The 16644-nt window shown below is 67.7% G+C and carries 16 protein-coding genes and 1 tRNA gene; 11 read left to right on the top strand and 6 right to left on the bottom strand.

What is annotated here, in order from left to right:
• Nucleotides 1–53 precede the first annotated feature (53 nt).
• The gene (gene metF, locus GSH16_RS12495; RefSeq protein WP_160855592.1) at nt 54–953 is read right to left on the bottom strand and encodes a methylenetetrahydrofolate reductase [NAD(P)H]; all 900 of its coding nucleotides are present in this window, start codon (nt 951–953) and stop codon (nt 54–56) included.
• 206 nt (nt 954–1159) lie between these two features.
• Between metF and GSH16_RS12490 the strand changes: the two genes are divergently transcribed.
• From GSH16_RS12490 to GSH16_RS12465, 6 genes are all read left to right on the top strand, one after another.
• On the top strand, nt 1160–1468 hold the full coding sequence (locus GSH16_RS12490) for a virulence factor (protein ID WP_160855590.1): 309 nt from the start codon (nt 1160–1162) through the stop codon (nt 1466–1468).
• Nucleotides 1469–1499: 31 nt separating this feature from the next.
• Nucleotides 1500–2444 carry a methylenetetrahydrofolate reductase gene (locus tag GSH16_RS12485; RefSeq protein ID WP_235913186.1) on the top strand — a complete coding sequence of 315 codons (945 nt, stop codon included), beginning with the start codon at nt 1500–1502 and terminating at the stop codon, nt 2442–2444.
• 21 nt (nt 2445–2465) lie between these two features.
• Nucleotides 2466–3401: a methyltetrahydrofolate cobalamin methyltransferase gene (locus tag GSH16_RS12480; RefSeq protein ID WP_160855588.1), complete on the top strand. Its 936-nt coding sequence runs from the start codon at nt 2466–2468 to the stop codon at nt 3399–3401.
• 173 nt (nt 3402–3574) lie between these two features.
• Entirely contained in the window at nt 3575–4765 is a 1191-nt protein-coding gene (locus GSH16_RS12475; RefSeq protein ID WP_160855586.1) for a CaiB/BaiF CoA transferase family protein, read from the top strand.
• A gap of 144 nt (nt 4766–4909) precedes the next feature.
• Entirely contained in the window at nt 4910–6976 is a 2067-nt protein-coding gene (locus tag GSH16_RS12470) for an ASKHA domain-containing protein (RefSeq protein WP_160855584.1), read from the top strand.
• Between the two features lie 77 nt (nt 6977–7053).
• Nucleotides 7054–7127, top strand: a tRNA-Gly gene (locus tag GSH16_RS12465).
• Nucleotides 7128–7243: 116 nt separating this feature from the next.
• On the opposite strand, the gene GSH16_RS12460 is transcribed toward GSH16_RS12465, so the two are convergent.
• Entirely contained in the window at nt 7244–7513 is a 270-nt protein-coding gene (locus GSH16_RS12460; protein ID WP_160855582.1) for a hypothetical protein, read from the bottom strand.
• Between the two features lie 106 nt (nt 7514–7619).
• Nucleotides 7620–9122, bottom strand: coding sequence for an SGNH/GDSL hydrolase family protein (locus GSH16_RS12455; protein ID WP_160855580.1), 1503 nt, complete (start codon nt 9120–9122; stop codon nt 7620–7622).
• A gap of 194 nt (nt 9123–9316) precedes the next feature.
• Here GSH16_RS12455 and GSH16_RS12450 point away from each other — a divergent pair, with 194 nt between their 5' ends.
• The gene (locus GSH16_RS12450; RefSeq protein ID WP_160855578.1) at nt 9317–10279 is read left to right on the top strand and encodes a radical SAM protein; all 963 of its coding nucleotides are present in this window, start codon (nt 9317–9319) and stop codon (nt 10277–10279) included.
• A complete protein-coding gene (locus GSH16_RS12445; RefSeq protein WP_160855576.1) occupies nt 10276–11175 on the top strand; it encodes a DMT family transporter in 900 nt (299 codons plus the stop codon). Before GSH16_RS12450 ends, GSH16_RS12445 begins: the two co-directional genes overlap by 4 nt.
• Here the strand turns inward: GSH16_RS12445 and aroB are convergent.
• A complete protein-coding gene (aroB, locus tag GSH16_RS12440; RefSeq protein ID WP_160855574.1) occupies nt 11146–12252 on the bottom strand; it encodes a 3-dehydroquinate synthase in 1107 nt (368 codons plus the stop codon). The genes GSH16_RS12445 and aroB overlap by 30 nt on opposite strands.
• 28 nt (nt 12253–12280) lie before the next feature.
• The gene (locus tag GSH16_RS12435; protein ID WP_328803227.1) at nt 12281–12868 is read right to left on the bottom strand and encodes a shikimate kinase; all 588 of its coding nucleotides are present in this window, start codon (nt 12866–12868) and stop codon (nt 12281–12283) included.
• Between the two features lie 165 nt (nt 12869–13033).
• Here GSH16_RS12435 and GSH16_RS16015 point away from each other — a divergent pair, with 165 nt between their 5' ends.
• Genes GSH16_RS16015 through GSH16_RS12425 form a run of 3 tightly spaced genes read left to right on the top strand, consistent with a single transcriptional unit; the run spans nt 13034 to nt 15797 of the window.
• Complete coding sequence (locus tag GSH16_RS16015; protein ID WP_268893969.1) at nt 13034–13168, top strand: hypothetical protein; 135 nt, start codon at nt 13034–13036, stop codon at nt 13166–13168.
• An 11-nt stretch (nt 13169–13179) separates the two neighbouring features.
• Nucleotides 13180–14859, top strand: coding sequence for a hypothetical protein (locus GSH16_RS12430; protein WP_160855572.1), 1680 nt, complete (start codon nt 13180–13182; stop codon nt 14857–14859).
• Entirely contained in the window at nt 14856–15797 is a 942-nt protein-coding gene (locus tag GSH16_RS12425) for a tyrosine recombinase (RefSeq protein WP_160855570.1), read from the top strand. Before GSH16_RS12430 ends, GSH16_RS12425 begins: the two co-directional genes overlap by 4 nt.
• Here the strand turns inward: GSH16_RS12425 and GSH16_RS12420 are convergent.
• Nucleotides 15776–16606: a metallophosphoesterase family protein gene (locus GSH16_RS12420; RefSeq protein ID WP_160855568.1), complete on the bottom strand. Its 831-nt coding sequence runs from the start codon at nt 16604–16606 to the stop codon at nt 15776–15778. The genes GSH16_RS12425 and GSH16_RS12420 overlap by 22 nt on opposite strands.
• Nucleotides 16607–16644 lie beyond the last annotated feature (38 nt).

Raw genomic sequence — 16644 nt, 5'->3', positions numbered from 1 at the left:
CGCCACGTCACGTGGCGCCGCGCAAGGCCGTCCCGAAGCGCGTGTCCGGCCGGTCAGGCCGCGCCTGCGCCCTCCGCCAGACCGGGTGCCGCGGTGGCGATGCCGATCGCACGGCAGACATTGTAGGTCAGGTCCGGTTTGTTGAGCGTGTAGAAATGCAGGTGACCCGCCCCTTCGGTCAGCAGCGTGTCGCACAATTCCGCGGCAACAGCGGTCGCCAGCACGTCCTGCGCCTCCTGCCCGTCGGCATTGCGGAACGCATCATGCATCCAGTCGGGCACATGGGCGGCGCAGCGGCCTGCGAAATTCACCATCTTGGTGAAATTCTCGACCGGCAGGATGCCGGGGATGATCGGCGCGTCGATCCCGGCCTTCGCGCAGGCATCACGGAACCGCAGGAACGTGTCGGCCTCGAAGAAGAACTGGGTGATCGCCTCGTCCCCGCCGGCATCGAGCTTGCGTTTCAGATTGTCGATATCCGCCGCAAGGCTGTCGGCCTCGGGATGCTTTTCCGGATAGGCCGCGACCGAGATGCGGAAATCGCCCGCCGCGCGCAGGCCGGAGACCAGTTCGGCGGCGGAGGCAAACCCGTCTGCATGCGGGGTGAAACCGTCCGCACCCTTGGGCGGATCGCCGCGCAGCGCCACGATCCGGCGCACGCCGAGCGCGGCATAGCTGCGCGCGACATCGAGCGTCTCGTCCCGGCTGGCGCCGACGCAGGTCAGATGACCGGCGACCGGCAGGCCTGCGCGCTCGCGGATCGTGCGGATCGCCTTGTTGGTGCGATCCCTCGTCGTGCCGCCCGCCCCGTAGGTGACGGAAACGAAATCCGGCGCGAGCGGCGCAAGCCGTTCGACAGAGCGCCAGAGACGCGCGGCCCCTTCAGGCGTATTGGGTGGAAAAAATTCGAAGGACAGGCCGGGGGCCTGTTTGGAAACTGTTTCTGTGTGCATCGGTCCATACCGTCAAAGCGTTTTGCAGGGTTCCAAAATACCGGTGGAAAGCCGACCGATCAATGTCTAAATACGACGCGCCTGTCGCAGACCGGCCGCGCGATGCGAAAAAATGCCGGAACAAGCCCCCGCCGGGACTGTCGGCAGACGCGGAAAAGCGGCAGCCTGCCAGCGCCAGCACCCTTTGCCGGAAAGGACCCGAACCCATGCCAGCCGTCACCATCGTCTATTGGCGGGACATTCCCGCGCAGGTCATCGTCGGACGCGGCCGGCGCGGCACGAAGGTGCAACTGCCCGAGCGGTTCGAGCAGGCCATCGACCGCTGCGCCATGAAGGTTGGCGCGCGCGACACGGATGCCTATCTGGCCGAATGGCGGCGCGGCGCGCCCTATGATGTCGATGGTGACGACCATGATGTCGCAAATCGCGAAGCCGCGCGGCTCGATTCGGAGTTCGATCCCGAGACGATCAAGCGACTGATCGCCAATGACGGCTGGGCCGCGCAAGGGTCCTGACGTCACGGTGGTCTGGAACTGGAGCAGACGCATGGCAGCGACCATTCTTCCATTCGGGCGGCGCACCCGCCCCACAGGTGATGCACAGGGCACGCCCGCCGATCCCGATCAACTGGCCGGTTTCCTTGCCGGCTACTCGATCGAGGTGATGCCCCGCACCGCCGCGAAGATCGAGGATTTCCGCGCCATCCTGCCGCGGGGCACCCGCGTCTACATCGCCCATATCGACGGCACGCCGTTCGAGGATATGCGCCTGACGGCGCGGCGGCTCGTGGACGAGGGCTTCACGGTGATGCCCCACTTTCCGGCCCGGATCATTGCCGACAGTGCGGAACTCGACCGCCGCATCAACGCCTATCGCGACGAGGGCGTGACCGAGGCGCTCCTGCTCGCAGGTGGCGTCGACCGGCCCCAAGGCGTCTTCTCCGACAGTATGCAGCTTCTGGAGACCGGCCTCTTCGACAAGGCCGGATACACGCGCCTGCATGTCGCGGGCCATCCGGAGGGCAATCGCGACATCGACGCGGACGGCGGCGAGGATCAGGTCATGGCGGCACTGCGCTGGAAGAACGACTTCCAGTCGCGCACCGACGCGGACATGGCCATCGCCACGCAATTCTGCTTCGAGGCCGCGCCGGTCATCGCCTGGGCCGACCGCCTTCGGGCCGCGGGCATCACCCTGCCCATCCATATCGGGGCGGCCGGTCCGGCCAAGCTGCAGACGATGATCAAGTTTGCCATGGCCTGCGGCGCCGGTCCGTCGGTGCGCGTGCTCACCCGCCGCGCCAAGGATGTGACCAAGCTGATGCTGCCGTTTACCCCCGAACAGTTCCTGTCGGATCTGGCGGCCCACACGGCGTCCCATCCCGAATGTCAAATTGAACAGGTGCATTTCTTCCCGCTGGGCGGTATCACGGCGACCACCGATTTCACGGCCCGGTTCGGCGCGACGCGCCGGCAGGCGGCCCAAGCCTAAGTTCAGGGACTGACACACAGCATGACACGCACCATCGTCGAGTCGAAGACCAAGACCGCCATCATCGGTTTTGACCAGCCGTTCTGCGTGATCGGCGAACGGATCAACCCCACGGGGCGCAAGCTTCTGGCCGCGCAACTCGAAGCGGGCGATTTCTCCACGGTGGAGAAGGACGCGCTGGAGCAGGTGGCCGCAGGCGCCACGATGCTCGATGTCAACGCGGGCGTGGTCTACAATTCCAACCCGAACCCGAACGAGACCGAGCCACCGCTCATGCGGCAGATGATCGAGCTTGTGCAGGGTCTGGTCGACGTGCCGCTCTGCATCGACAGCTCGGTGCCCGGTGCGCTCGAAGCGGGGCTGGAGGTCTGCCACGGGCGGCCGCTCCTCAACTCGGTCACGGGCGAGGAAGAGCGGCTCGACCTCGTGCTGCCGTTGGTCAAAAAATACAATGTGCCGGTGGTCGCGATCTCCAACGACGATACCGGCATTTCCGAAGACCCCGACGTGCGTTTCGCGGTGGCCAAGAAGATCGTCGAACGCGCCGCCGATTTCGGCATTCCCGCGCATGACATCGTGGTCGACCCGCTGGTCATGCCGATCGGCGCCATGGCAACCGCGGGCCAGCAGGTGTTCGCACTCGTCCGCCGTCTGCGCGGCGAGCTTGGCGTCAACACGACCTGCGGCGCGTCGAACATTTCCTTCGGCCTGCCGAACCGGCACGGGATCAACGCGGCCTTCCTGCCGATGGCGATTGCGGCTGGCATGACGAGTGCGATCATGAACCCGGTCCGCCCGCAGGAGATGGAGGCCGTGCGCGCCGCCAACCTGCTGATGAACAATGACGCCCACGGCGCGGAATGGATCCGTTCCAACAAGGCCCCGCAGGCCGAGGGCGAGGCACCGGCCGGCGCGCGGGGCGCCCGTGGTGGCCGCCGGCGGCGCCGCAGCGCCTGATCCGTACGGCTTTGCGACGTTCGGGCCGCGCCTTTCGGGTGTGGCCCTTTTCGTATCCACCTGAAGCCCAAGCGCATTTGCCGCGCCCGGTCCCGGCCGGAGGGCCCTTCCCTCGGCCGCGCTTTGCGCGCAGACTGCGGCACAGACCGCACCGGCCGACAGGAGCCCCGCCCATGTCCCGTTCCAACGCGCTGCCCGACACGCCGCAGACCGGACCGCTCGCCGGGATCACGGTCATCGACCTGACCCATGTGCTGGCCGGTCCCTATTGCTCCATGTGCCTTGCCGATCTCGGCGCGACAGTGATCAAGGTCGAGCGCCCCGACGGCGGCGACGACACCCGCGCCTTCCCCCCTTTCCGCGACGGGGAAAGCGCCTATTTCGCGGCGATCAACCGCGGCAAGAAATCCATCGCGCTCGACCTGAAGGCAGAGGATGACCGCCGGATCTTCGACGCGCTCCTGACCCGCGCCGACCTTCTGCTGGAAAATTACCGCCCCGGCGTGATGGAGCGGCTCGGCTATGGCTGGGACGATCTGCACGACCGTCACCCGCGCCTGATCTACGGGGCTGTGTCAGGTTTCGGACATAGCGGTCCGTGGCGCGACCGGCCCTGCTACGACATGGTGGTGCAGGCGCTCGGCGGCGTCATGTCGATCACAGGAGAGGCCGGGCGCGATCCGGTCCGGGTCGGCGCCTCGATCGGGGACATTGTCGCGGGCATGTTCCTTGTGCAGGGTGTTTTGGCCGCCCTGTTCGACCGCGAGCGCGGCGCCGGCGGGCAGAAGATCGACGTGGCCATGCTCGACAGCCAGTTGGCCATTCTGGAACATGCAATCGCGATCACCGATGTAACGGGAAAGCCGCCCCAGCCGTCCGGCGCGCGCCATCCCTCCATAGCGCCGTTCGAGATGTACCGCGCCAGCGATGCGCCCATCGTCATCGCCGCGGGCAATGACAAGCTTTTCGCCCGGCTCTGCGAAACGCTCGGCGCGCCCGCGCTCGCCACCGATCCGCGCTTTGCCGACAATGCCGCGCGGGTGGCCAATGTGATGCCGCTAAAGCGCGAGATAGAGTTGCGGCTTCTGAACGACACGGCCGAGCAATGGTTGGCCGCCTTCGACGCCGCCGGCGTGCCCGCCGCCCCGATCCGCGATGTGGGCCAGCTTCTCGACGATCCGCAACTTGTGGCGCGCAACATGCTTGTCCGGACACGCGCAGAGGCCGGCCATCCAGCTTTTTTGGCCGCCGGCAATCCGGTGAAAATGTCCGCCCTGCCCGACAGCGACCAGCGCCCGCCGCCGCCCGCGCTCGACCAGCACCGGGACGAAATCCTCGCCTGGCTTGGCGACGCAGGGGCCTGATCCTGCGACGGTGCTGCCGCACCGCCTGTCGCCGCCAGCCCTTTCCTTCGCCGCCGTTCCGGCTATTGTCGCCCCCGAACGCGCGCCGGACGCAAGACCGGCGCTTGCAGCCGAACCTGAAGCCACGCCGAGAGCCCGACCCGCATGACCACCGATCCGCTCGTCATCTTCACCCCGTCCGGCAAACGCGGCCGCGTGCCACGCGGCACGCCCGTGCTGGCGGCGGCGCGCCAGCTTGGCGTCGATCTGGATTCGGTCTGCGGCGGGCGCGGCATCTGTTCGCGCTGCCAGATCACACCCGGCGTCGGCCAGTTCCCCAAGCACGGTCTGACGGTCGCGCCCGACTCCCTGTCGGACTGGAACGCGGTGGAAGAACGCTACAAGTCGATCCGCGGCCTGATCGACGGGCGTCGGCTCGGATGCCAAGCCAAGATCGAAGGCGATGTGGTCATCGACGTGCCGCCCGAGAGCCAGGTCCACAAGCAGGTGATCCGCAAACGCGCGGAGGTGCGCGACATCACGCTCGCGCCCGCAATCCGCAAGGTGCTTGTGGACGTGGCCGAGCCGGACATGCACGACCCGTCGGGCGACTTCGAGCGGCTCTGCGACGCGCTGGCCGAACAATGGGACATCCCGCGCCCCGAAGCCGCGCTGCCGGTGCTGGGCGAGTTGCAACCGGCGCTGAGAAAGGGCAAGTGGCAGGTCACCTGCATCCTGCACAGCGACCATCGCGATCGCCCGCCGACACTTCTGTCGGTTACGCCGGGGTTTGACGAGGACCCGCTCTACGGGCTGGCCGTCGATCTCGGTTCGACCACCATCGCCGCGCATCTGTGCAACCTCGACACGGGCGAGGTTGTCGCCTCCTCCGGCCTGATGAACCCGCAGATCCGCTTTGGCGAGGATCTGATGAGCCGCGTCTCCTACGCCATGATGAACCCCGGCGGCGCGGCGGAGATGACGGCGGCCGTGCGCGAGGGGCTCGGCCAGCTTGTGACCGAGATCGCCGCGGAAGCCGGCATCGGGACGGACCGGATCCGCGACGCGGTCTTCGTGGCGAACCCGGTGATGCACCACCTGCTGCTGGGCATCGATCCGGTGGAACTGGGTCAGGCACCGTTTGCACTCGCCACATCCGGCGCCCTGTCGCTCGCCGCCCGCGACCTCGACCTGCCGCTCCTGCCCGACACGCCGCTCTATATCCTGCCCTGCATCGCGGGGCATGTGGGGGCGGACGCGGCGGCCGTGGCCCTGTCCGAAGCCCCGCAGGAGAGCGAGGATCTGGTCCTCATCGTCGATGTCGGCACCAATGCGGAACTGCTGCTTGGTGACCGGACAGAGGTGCTCGCCTGCTCCTCGCCCACCGGTCCGGCATTCGAGGGGGCGCAGATCTCGGCCGGTCAGCGGGCCGCTCCGGGGGCCATCGAACGGGTGGAAATCGACCCGGACACCGGCACGCCGCGGTTCCGCGTGATCGGCAGCGACCTCTGGTCCGACGCGGACGGATTTGACACGTCGGTTCTGGCGAGCGGCATCACCGGCATTTGCGGCTCGGGCATCATCGAGGCGATTGCCGAGATGCGCCGCGCGGGCCTTGTCGATGCGGGTGGGTTGATCGGCTCGGCCGAACAGACCGGCTGCGACCGGATTATCACCGAGGGCCGGACCCATGCCTATGTGCTCCATGACGGGCGCGCCGACGGCGGACCGCTCATCACCGTGACGCAGGGCGATGTGCGCGCGATCCAGCTTGCCAAATCGGCGCTCTATGCGGGCGCGCGGCTCCTGATGGACCGGCGCGGGGTCGACCATGTCGACCGCGTGGTTCTGGCCGGCGCCTTCGGGGCGCATATCTCGCCGCGCCACGCGCTCATCCTCGGGATGATCCCCGACTGCCCCGAGGAGAAGGTTACCTCCGCCGGCAACGCGGCAGGCACGGGCGCGCGGATCGCGCTCCTCAACACGGCAGCCCGGTCCGAGATCGAGGCGCTCGTCACCCGCATCCGCAAGATCGAAACGGCCATCGAGCCGAAATTTCAGGCGCATTTCGTGGCGGCCAACCATATTCCCCATGCCGAGGACGGGTTCGAGGGCCTGCGCGCCTCCGTGCCCCTGCCCGAGCCGCGCTTCAATCAGCGCGACGAGGCGGAAGGCAAGACCCGCAGGCGCCGCCGCCGCGGCGCGGCCGGCGCGCCCGAGGGTGCCGGCTGACAGGTGTGCCGGGCGGTCCGCGCCCTGCATTTGCCGCTTGACCCGCCCCGCATCCGGCCCTAACTCAATGGGCAGAAGCGGGTATGGTGAAAAGGTATCACACGAGCTTCCCAAGCTCTTGTTACGGGTTCGATTCCCGTTACCCGCTCCAGCTTTTCACCCGAATTGACCGACCGGCCCCGATGGTTTCAGGGCATATGAAAAAGACCGGACGCTCGCGCGCCCGGCCTGTTCCGATCCCACGATGCGCAACGCGCCGCGGAAAAGTCACTTGTTGCGTTTGGACACCTGACCGCCGGTCAGTTTGCTGCCCTCATTGCCCCAGCCACCGGTGCCGCCACCGCTGACGAAGCTTGCCACGCCGCCATTGCCTTCAAGCCCGAGCGCGTCCTTCAGCGGCGAATTGTTGCCGCCACCGCCGCCCTTCAGCGCGGCTGCCATTGCCTGTGCATTGGCCTTGTTGCTCTTGTCGTTGGCCTGCGCCACGACCGGAGCGGACAGCGCCAGAACCATGGCTGCGAGTGTCAGTTTCTGCATATCATCCTCCTGTTTCAATGGAGGGCACTACGCCGCACCCTGCCTTTCGGATGCAGGTTTGCGGATCAGCGCGATCAAGTTCGGGTGAAGCCGCGCGAGGATCGCGTTACCAGCCGAGTGCCGCCAGTTCCTGCGCCAGAAGGGTTCCGATCGCGGCCTCTCCGGCGGCGTTCAGGTGGGTGTCGCCAACAGCCACATGCCAGGACAGATCATCGCCCGCAGTTACGTCCCCGCCGGTCACCATGTCCCGCATTCCCGCATAGAGATCCAGATAGGGGCAACCGCGCGACTGGGCCGCGGCCCGTTCAGCGGCACGTATGCCGGCGCGCAGCGGCTGCTCGGTCGCAAGCGTGTCCCCGCCGTTTGCGAAATTGAGGTAATGCGCGCCGATCACGAGAACGCGGGCGCATCCGGCCGCCTGCACGGCGTCAATCCATGCCTCGATATTGGCCTGCGTGTCCGGCGCCAGAAGGTCGTTCGCCTGCGGGGCCGCTGGCAAGGGGCTTGCCAGCGTCACCTGGCCGCCCGACAGGTCTGCGATTTCGCGCACCGCGCCGGCGACGGACACATGGCCGCCGACCGCGAGCCGCCCGGCCTCCGCGGCTGACACATGAAGCACCGTGTCGGTCGGCACGGGCGCGGCCTCGATCACCATCGCCCCGTCATTGCTGCCCGCATAGATGGTCGCGAAATCCGGCACGCCATCGGCCAAGAGCGCGGGCAGTTGCGCAACCATCTCGGCCGAACTGTCGCCCGATCCGCCCACATTGACCGCGACCACCCGACCGGCCCGCCCCGCCACCGCCTGCGCGGGATAGAACTCCGACGCAGCGAGCCCGTAGGAGACGTTGAACGTGTGGCTGTCCCCTTCCGCCAGAAAAAGGGCCGGCACAGGCGGCAGTTGCAGGCGGCGGATGCGGGGCAGCGGTTCGCAGATCAGCACCAGTTCCGACAGGATCCCGTCAAGCACCCGCAACACCTGATTGCCATAGCCGCCAATGCCGATGGTCGTCACCGGCCCCATGGCGAGCGTGGTCGTCTCGTCCGCCCAGATGCCGCCCGTGTCGACAAAGCTCTTGCCGAACGCGTCACAGCCGAAAAACAGTTCCTGCTCCACGCCCGGCACCCATGGCGTGCCCGAGATGTTCGTATCCGCCGCCGACCCGTCACCGGTCGCGAACCGCAGGTTGACGCCGGGCGTCGTGTAGGCCGCGAACCGGTCATTGCCGCTATTGTCGGCCAGCAGCACATAGCGCTGCTCGTCCGGATCGGCGGAAAACGGGGTGAAGCGCGCATAGACATGCAGCGCATCCGCGCGCCATGGCAGGCCCGCCGTGTCGAGGGCCAGTCCGAAGTCGCGCGCAGGGTCGAGCCGCACCCCCTGCCCCGGCTCTGTCAGCCACGGGTCGCTGCCCAGACGGGTCAGCAGGGCACTTGCCGCGCCCGAACGGTTGTTTGCCGGCTTCGTGGCGTCCTGCACCAGCATCCGGTCGTCGATGAAAGAGATGGCGACCCCGTCACGGGCCCCGAGGATCTGCGTCAGGCGGGAAAAGGATCCGGCGCGGGGCTGCCCGCCCCGCACGCCCGTGGAAAGGCCGATATGGGTCATGGATGATGCTCTGGTCTGGGGGCCCGGGGCACTTCTGGCCGGCCGGAAACTGGGGCGGGCGCCTAACATGATCTTGGTAAAATCGGCGTTAAAACGTTCCAGTTTCTCACGATATTGTTTGGCACGCGCGGCAGGCGGCGCTTGACCCGCTGCGGCTGCTGGCCCAAGTCAGGAGAACAAGATCAGGACCGCACATGACCGAACAGACTTTCTCGCCCGACCGGGCCCGCTCCTTGCGCAAATTCGAAGATCCAGACCTGACCGCGAAAGGGGAAACCCGTGCGCAGGTGGCGCTCGCGGGCCTCAAGACGCTCTGGTTCAACACGGGCACGCTCTGCAACATCGCCTGCACGCATTGCTATATCGAGAGCACGCCGCAGAATGACCGGCTGGTCTATCTGACCACAGACGAGATCCGCCCCTATTTCGAAGAGATCGAACGCGACCGGCTGCCGGTGACCGAGATCGCCTTTACCGGCGGCGAGCCCTTCATGAACCCGCAGATGATCGACATGGCCGAAGTGGCGCTCGCCCGCGGGTTCGAGGTGCTGATCCTGACCAACGCCATGCGTCCGATGATGCGCCCGCGGGTCCGCGACGGTCTGGCGCGGCTCAACGCGGCCTATCCCGGCAAAATGACCCTGCGCATCTCGCTCGACCATTTTCGCCGCGACCTGCATGACGAGGAACGCGGCGACGGCACCTATGACGTGACGCTCGCAGGCATGCGCTGGCTGCGCGACGCAGGGATTCCGATGGCGGTCGCGGGCCGGACCCTCTGGGGCGATACGGATGCGGAAAGCCGCGCCGGCTATGCCGCGCTTTTCAAGGCAGAACGGTTCGACATCGACGCTGCCGATCCGGGGCAGACGGTGCTCTTCCCCGAAATGGACGAACAGGCCGATGTGCCGGAAATCACCACCGCCTGCTGGGGGATCCTTGGCAAGCGGCCCGAGGATGTGATGTGCGCCTCCTCGCGGATGGTGGTCAAGCGCAAGGGCGCGGCGCATCCTGTCGTGCTCTCCTGCACGCTTCTGGCCTATGACACGGCCTTCGAGATGGGCCGCACGCTGCGCGACGCGGCGCGTCCGGTCAAACTCAACCACCCGCATTGCGCCAAGTTCTGCGTGCTGGGCGGGGCGAGTTGCAGCGCGTGACCGCGTCGCGCGCGCTGGCCTGGGGCGCGCTGGCCGTGACCATCTCCATCTGGGCCGGTTTTCTGGTGATGACCCGTGCGGCCACCGGTATCGCGCTCGGCCCGGTCGAGGTGGGGCTGATGCGCTTCGGCATTCCCGCGCTCCTCTTCGCGCCGCTCCTGTGGCGCAAGGGCCTGCTGCCCGATGGTGCGAACCTGACGGACATGGTGCTGATCGCGCTCGGCGGCGGGTTCCTGTTCGTCTGGCTCCTGACGACCGGGCTGCGCTTCGCACCGGTGGCCGACAGCGGCGTGTTCGGCCCGTCGCTCCTGCCGGTCTTCGTGGCGCTCCTGTCGGCCCTGTTCCTGCAGGAGCGGATCGACGGGCTGCGGCGCACGGGTTTTGTCATCATCCTGGCCGGTGCGCTTCTGGTCGGCGGCTGGCAGGCCGTGGCGGGCGCCGAGCCGGGCGCGTGGCGCGGCCATCTGCTCTTCATTGGCGCGAGCTTTACATGGGCGGTCTATCTGGTGCGGTTCCGCTTCTCGGGCATGGGGGCGAAAGAGGCCGCCGCGATGATTGCCTTCTGGTCGACGCTGGCCTTCCTGCTGGCAGCCCTTGTCACGGGCACGCGCTTTGCCGAGGTGCCAGTGCCGACGCTCCTCTTCCAGTTCGCCTTTCACGGGCTTCTGTCGGGTTTCCTTGCCGCGATCACCATCGGCTATGCGGTGCGGCACCTCGGCGCCAGCACAGCCGCGGCCTTTGCCGCGCTCGTGCCGGTGCTCGCCGCGCTCGGCGGATGGGTGTTTCTGGGCGAACCCGTCTCGGCTCTGAAAGCGCTCGGGATCGTTGCCGTGTCCGTCGGCGTGGCGCTGGCTGCTGGGGCGCGGTTACCCCGCCAGCGCGTCCTGCAGGACTGACCGGATCGGATCGACCGGCACATCCCGCGCCACGAACGCATCGCCGATCCCGCGGGCCAGAATGAAGGTCAGCTTGCCGTCCTGCACCTTTTTGTCCTGCGCCATCAGGTCGATCAGGCTGTCGGCATCGGGCAGGTCCCCCGGAATATCCGACAGGCGCCATTTCATGCCCATCTCCTGCAGATGGGCGCGCACGCGGCTCGGGTCCTCCTGCGCGCAATGGCCGAGCCGCTGGGACAGCTCAAACGCCAGAACGCAGCCGATCGCCACGCCCTCGCCGTGCAACAGGCGGTCGGAATAGCCCGTGGCAGCCTCCAGCGCATGGCCGAACGTGTGGCCGAGGTTCAGAAGCGCACGGTCCCCGCGCTCTTTTTCGTCACGCTTCACGATGTCGGCCTTCATCTCGCAGGACCGCCGCACGGCGCGCATCCGCGCATCCACATCGCCCGCAAGCAGCTTCGGGGCCTCAGCCTCCAGCCAACTGAAAAAGGCCGCATCGCCCAGAAGCCCGTATTTCATAACCTCGCCATAGCCGGATAGGAACTGGCGCGGCGTCAGGCTGTCGAGCACATCGATATCGGCCAGCACCAGATGCGGCTGGTGGAAGGCGCCGACAAGGTTCTTGCCCTGCGGCGAGTTGATGCCGGTCTTGCCGCCCACCGAACTGTCCACCTGCGCCAGAAGCGAGGTCGGGACCTGGATGAAGCCGACACCGCGCCGCAGGCAGGCCGCCGCGAATCCGGCCAGATCGCCGATCACGCCGCCGCCGAACGCAATGACCAGATCGTCCCGCTCCACCCGCTCGGACAGGAGCCATTCCACCGAGGTCTCCAGCGCCGCCCAGCTTTTCGTCTGCTCGCCCGGCGGCAGGGGCAGGGCGCGCATCTCAATGCCCGCCGCGGCCAGTCCGGCCTCCAGCGCCTCCAGATGCAGATCGGCCACCGTCTGGTCGGTCAGGACCGCCACCCGCGGGCGGCGCAGGAACGGCGCGATCCGCGCCCCGGCCGTGGCCAGAAGGCCCGGACCGATATCGATATCGTAGCTCCGCTCTCCCAGATCGACGCGAACCTGTTCCATGGGGCTGTCCTTCTTTCGGGGCCGCCGGTCAGACGGCGAATATCCTGCGCTCGGGGTGGCGGGCCTGATGGTCGCGCAACCCGGCAATGATGGCCTGCGCCATGTCGGAATGGGCGATCCCGGGGCTGCTGTCGACGATCACGTCGGCCAATGCATAGACCGGACCGCGTTCTGCCTGCAGCCGGTCGAGCACGGCCTTCGGATCGTCCACATCGAGAAGCGGCCGCCCAGGCTTGTTGCGCACCCGCTCAAACAGCGTATCGGTGTCCGCGCGCAGCCACACAGACAGGCCCGCGCCCGCGATGGCCTTGCGATTGTCGGGCGACATGAAGGCCCCGCCGCCGGTGGCAACGACGCGCGGCCCTTCGGTCAGCAACCGGCCCAACACGCGTTGCTCGCCCTCGCGAAAATAGCCTTCGCCGAACTGTTCGAAAATCTCCGGAATGGTCATGTTAGCGGCGGTCACGATTTCGGCGTCGGAATCCACGAAGCCGACATCGAGCATCTGTGCGAGCCTCCGCCCCACGCTGGTCTTGCCCGCGCCCATCAACCCGATCAGCACCAGCGGCACGTGCAAACGCGGCTTCGGTTCGCCCTTCTGCCCCGTCCCTGTCACGCCCGCGCCCACCTTTGGCAATTGATGATCGGACCCTGCCGCGTTACTCTGAGGCGATCCAGACCGCAGCAGAGAGCAGGCAATGTTCCGTATCCTGCGGTGATACCACGGTGTCCGCCCAAGGCAAGGCAGAAGAGGGGCACCACCGAGGAAGGAGCAGGCAGAGTGGGCACAATTCTGAAATTCCTGATGTTTCTGCTGGTTCTGGCAGGGCTGGCTTTCGTCGCCTATGCGGTGATCATGCCACTGCCGGCGCCCGAACGCGACGTCGTGATCCCGCTCGACGTCACGTCGGAATGACCGGCTCAGGCATGGCTGGACGGGGCGGGAAAGCCCTGGTCTTCACGCTGACGGCGGCGGCGCTGCTGGCGGGCGGCGGCAGCCTGCTGGCGCAGACCCGTGTGGCCCAGCCATTGACCGGCGCGCAGCCCGTCGGGTCGGCCGCGGCCCAGACCGCCGCGGCCGCGCCCGATGCGGCGCCGCGCTCGGCCATCCCGTGGCTGTCGGAATCCGTCCGCTCGCGCCCGGCCCCCCTGCCCGTCGATCCCGATGCTGAGCCCGGCACCGCCGATCCGGGCATCGAGACGAGCCGGCTCGACGGGTTCAGCCGCGACAGTGTCGGCCTTCTGGAGCCCCGCGCCTCCGGCTTTCCGCAGGACCTGTGGCGCGGCCTGACCACCGAGGAGGTGCAGGCGCGCCTTGCCCGCAGCCGCAGCGCCGGCGTGCCGGCGACACGCGCGCTCTATCGCAAGCTTCTGCTGGCACAAAGCACCGCGCCGGAAGGCGGCGAAAGCGGTGCGCCGACCGAAGGGCAGCTCTTCCTTGCGCGTGTCGACAAGCTGATGGAAATGGGCGCGCTCGACGAGGCCGACCTGCTGATCACCATGGCGGGCATCAGCGATCAGGACACGTTCCGCCGCCATTTCGATATCAGCCTTCTGACCAACCGCGCGAGCGATGCCTGCGGCGAGTTGGAAAGCTCGCCCGACCTCGGCCCGACGCTGCCGGTGCGGGTCTTCTGCCTCGCGCGCGGGGGCGACTGGAACGCTGCGGCACTGAGCCTGTCGCTCGGCACGGAACTGGGGCTCATCAGCCTCGAACAGAGCGATCTGCTGACCTATTTCCTCGATCCCGAACTGTTCGACGACGAGTTCGAGCCCGACATTCCCGAACCGCTGACGGTGCTCGACTTCATCCTGCGCGAGGCCGTGGCCCTGCCGCGGCCCGATGACACGCTGCCGCTGGCCTTCCTGCATGCCGATCTGTCCCCGCATATGCCGATGCGGGCGCGGATCGCAGCAGCTGAACGCCTTGTGCGCTCCGGCGCGATCACCGAACCGCTCCTCTTCGCGGCCTACCGCTCCGGTCGTCCGGCGGCATCTGGCGGCGTCTGGGACCGGGCTGAAGCCGTGCAGGACCTCGATCACGAGTTTTCCGCAGGCGAGCCGAAACGGATCATCGACGCGGTGAAGACCGCCGACGGGCTGATGCGCCAACGCGGGTTGCGCCTGCAGTTTGCCCGCGAATTCAACGATTTGCTGGCTGATCTTCGCGTCGTGGAAAGCGATCGCGACACCGCCCGCTGCATGGCGGAAATCCTGATCCTCGGCGGCCGGCCGGACGCTGCGGCCGACTGGCTCGAAGGCCACGAGGTGCCGCCGCGTCTGGCCCTGGCGCTGAGCCTTGCGGGGCGCGGCACGCCGCTTGAGGACATGGCCGAACCGGATGCCGCGCTCGACCGTGCTGTCTACCGCGCCTTCAGCGGCGCGCCGGATGATGATCCGGCAACCGCCGAATTGCTCGCACGGCTCGATCAGGGCAGCACTGGGGCGGTGATGCTCGACACGCTGGCGCTGCTGCAGGCTGGACCGGATGTCGATCCGGGCGATCTGGAGCGGGCTTTGCGTGTCCTCCTGACCGCCGATCAGGAACGCGACGCCCGCCGGATCGCCATCCAGACGCTGCTGCTCTCGCAGGGCATGCAGGGATGAGCGCCCCGCCGCCTGACCGCTGGATCGCACTCTTTCTTGAGGCGCAGCAGGCGGAACGGGACGCGGCGCGGAACACGCTTCTGGCCTACCGGCGCGACCTCGACCATTTCCGGGCAGCCCTGCACGCGGACGGCAGCGAGATCGACCGGGTCGAGCGCGACGCGATCGAGGCCTATCTCGGCACGCTTGAAGCCGAAGGGCTGGCACGCACGACCCGTGCGCGGCGGCTCTCCGCGATCCGGCAGCTTTGCCATTTCGCCTTTGTCGAGGGCTGGCGCGACAGCGATCCGGCGGCACGGATCAAGGGGCCGGGCAAGGTCCGCCGCCTGCCCCACAGCCTGAGCGAGGCAGAGGTCGACCGCCTGCTCGACGCGGCCCGCGCGACAGGCCGCAGCCCCGGCGACCGGGCGCGCAATGCCTGTCTGTTCGATCTGCTCTACGCGACGGGGCTACGCGTGACCGAACTGGTCTCGCTGCCGGTCTCCGCCGTGCGGGGCGATCCGCGCATGATCCTTGTGAAGGGCAAGGGCGGCAAGGAGCGGATGGTGCCCCTGTCGCCACCGGCGCAGGCCAGCATCCAGACATGGCTCACCCACCGGGACGCAGCCGAGGCGGCTGCGCGGGAGAAGTCCCGTCACCACGTGCCCTCGCCCTTCCTCTTCCCGTCGCGCGGCCGCAAGGGCCACATGACACGGGAGCGGTTCTTCCTGCTCGTGAAGGAGGTGGCCGCGTCGGCCGGGCTCGACCCGTCGACCGTGTCACCCCATGTGCTGCGCCACGCGTTCGCCACGCATCTGCTGGCCCACGGGGCCGACCTGCGCGCGATCCAGACCCTGCTCGGCCATGCCGATGTCGCGACGACCGAAATCTACACCCATGTCCTGCAGGAACGGCTCGCGGCGCTGGTTCTGGAAAATCACCCGCTGGCGCGGGACTGACCCGCAGGCGCGCGACGGAACGCGGGCGGAAGGATATCCTCGCTCGGCCACCAGCCGGAGCGAAGGGCTGTCTGGTAGCCCTGCGTCAGGCCCGCCGCTTCCATGGCCCGTGCCGCCCCTTCACAATCATACGCAAGCCGGTGCATCTGCACCCGCCCGTTCTGCACTATGGCAAAGGCCGTGCGCGGGTCGCCATCATGCGGCGGCATGCCGATCACGCCGGGATTGATCCATGACCGCTGACCAAGCTGCCGCTTGAACGGCAGGCCGCAATGGCCAGCAATGATCGCATCAACGGGGCCGGTAACGGCCTCGACAAGGGCAAACTGGTGCAGCAGGTCAGGCTCGGGCGCATCGGGCCAGATGAAGCGGGAAATATCATCCGCGCCGCCGTGGATCACCGCAAAGCGCCGCCCGGCATGGTCGAAAACAAGCCCGTCCGGCAAGTCGCCCATCCAGAAGCGCAGATCGTCACCGATCCGCGCGGATGCATGTGCATACCAGCCTTTCGACAGAAGGTCGCACTGGCTGCCCTCCTCGAACCCGCATCCGCAATCGGCTGCACCGTTGGCCAGTTGCCGTTCGCAATTGCCCGCCGCGACCGCCCAGCCCGCGTCTCGGACGCGCTCCGCGACCGCCACCGGATCGGCGCCATAGGCAACCAGATCGCCGGTGCAGATCATCGCACCATCCGCCACGCCCGCCGCGCGGGCCGCACCGGTCAGCGCGGCGAGCGCCTGAAGGTTGGAATAGGGACCGCCGAACAGGCAGAGCGGGCCGTCGATCCGTCCGAGATTGCGAAACTGCATGGGCACGTCGCTTGAAGAGACTGTATCGAGTGCCCATA

The sequence above is a fragment of the Oceanomicrobium pacificus genome (genome assembly GCF_009833495.1).
Lineage (GTDB): Bacteria > Pseudomonadota > Alphaproteobacteria > Rhodobacterales > Rhodobacteraceae > Oceanomicrobium > Oceanomicrobium pacificus.
Note: the sequence above shows the minus strand (reverse complement) of the source record. Positions and strands in the feature narration are given on the sequence as shown.

Coding starts and splice junctions, on each gene's coding strand:
- GSH16_RS12480 (WP_160855588.1), top strand. CDS start 2,466: ATGACACGCACCATCGTCGAGTCGAAGACCAAGACCGCCATCATCGGT.
- metF (WP_160855592.1), bottom strand. CDS start 953: ATGCACACAGAAACAGTTTCCAAACAGGCCCCCGGCCTGTCCTTCGAA.
- GSH16_RS12470 (WP_160855584.1), top strand. CDS start 4,910: ATGACCACCGATCCGCTCGTCATCTTCACCCCGTCCGGCAAACGCGGC.
- GSH16_RS12450 (WP_160855578.1), top strand. CDS start 9,317: ATGACCGAACAGACTTTCTCGCCCGACCGGGCCCGCTCCTTGCGCAAA.
- GSH16_RS12420 (WP_160855568.1), bottom strand. CDS start 16,606: ATGCAGTTTCGCAATCTCGGACGGATCGACGGCCCGCTCTGCCTGTTC.
- GSH16_RS12455 (WP_160855580.1), bottom strand. CDS start 9,122: ATGACCCATATCGGCCTTTCCACGGGCGTGCGGGGCGGGCAGCCCCGC.
- GSH16_RS12460 (WP_160855582.1), bottom strand. CDS start 7,513: ATGCAGAAACTGACACTCGCAGCCATGGTTCTGGCGCTGTCCGCTCCG.
- GSH16_RS12430 (WP_160855572.1), top strand. CDS start 13,180: ATGGCTGGACGGGGCGGGAAAGCCCTGGTCTTCACGCTGACGGCGGCG.
- GSH16_RS12425 (WP_160855570.1), top strand. CDS start 14,856: ATGAGCGCCCCGCCGCCTGACCGCTGGATCGCACTCTTTCTTGAGGCG.
- aroB (WP_160855574.1), bottom strand. CDS start 12,252: ATGGAACAGGTTCGCGTCGATCTGGGAGAGCGGAGCTACGATATCGAT.
- GSH16_RS12490 (WP_160855590.1), top strand. CDS start 1,160: ATGCCAGCCGTCACCATCGTCTATTGGCGGGACATTCCCGCGCAGGTC.
- GSH16_RS12475 (WP_160855586.1), top strand. CDS start 3,575: ATGTCCCGTTCCAACGCGCTGCCCGACACGCCGCAGACCGGACCGCTC.
- GSH16_RS12485 (WP_235913186.1), top strand. CDS start 1,500: ATGGCAGCGACCATTCTTCCATTCGGGCGGCGCACCCGCCCCACAGGT.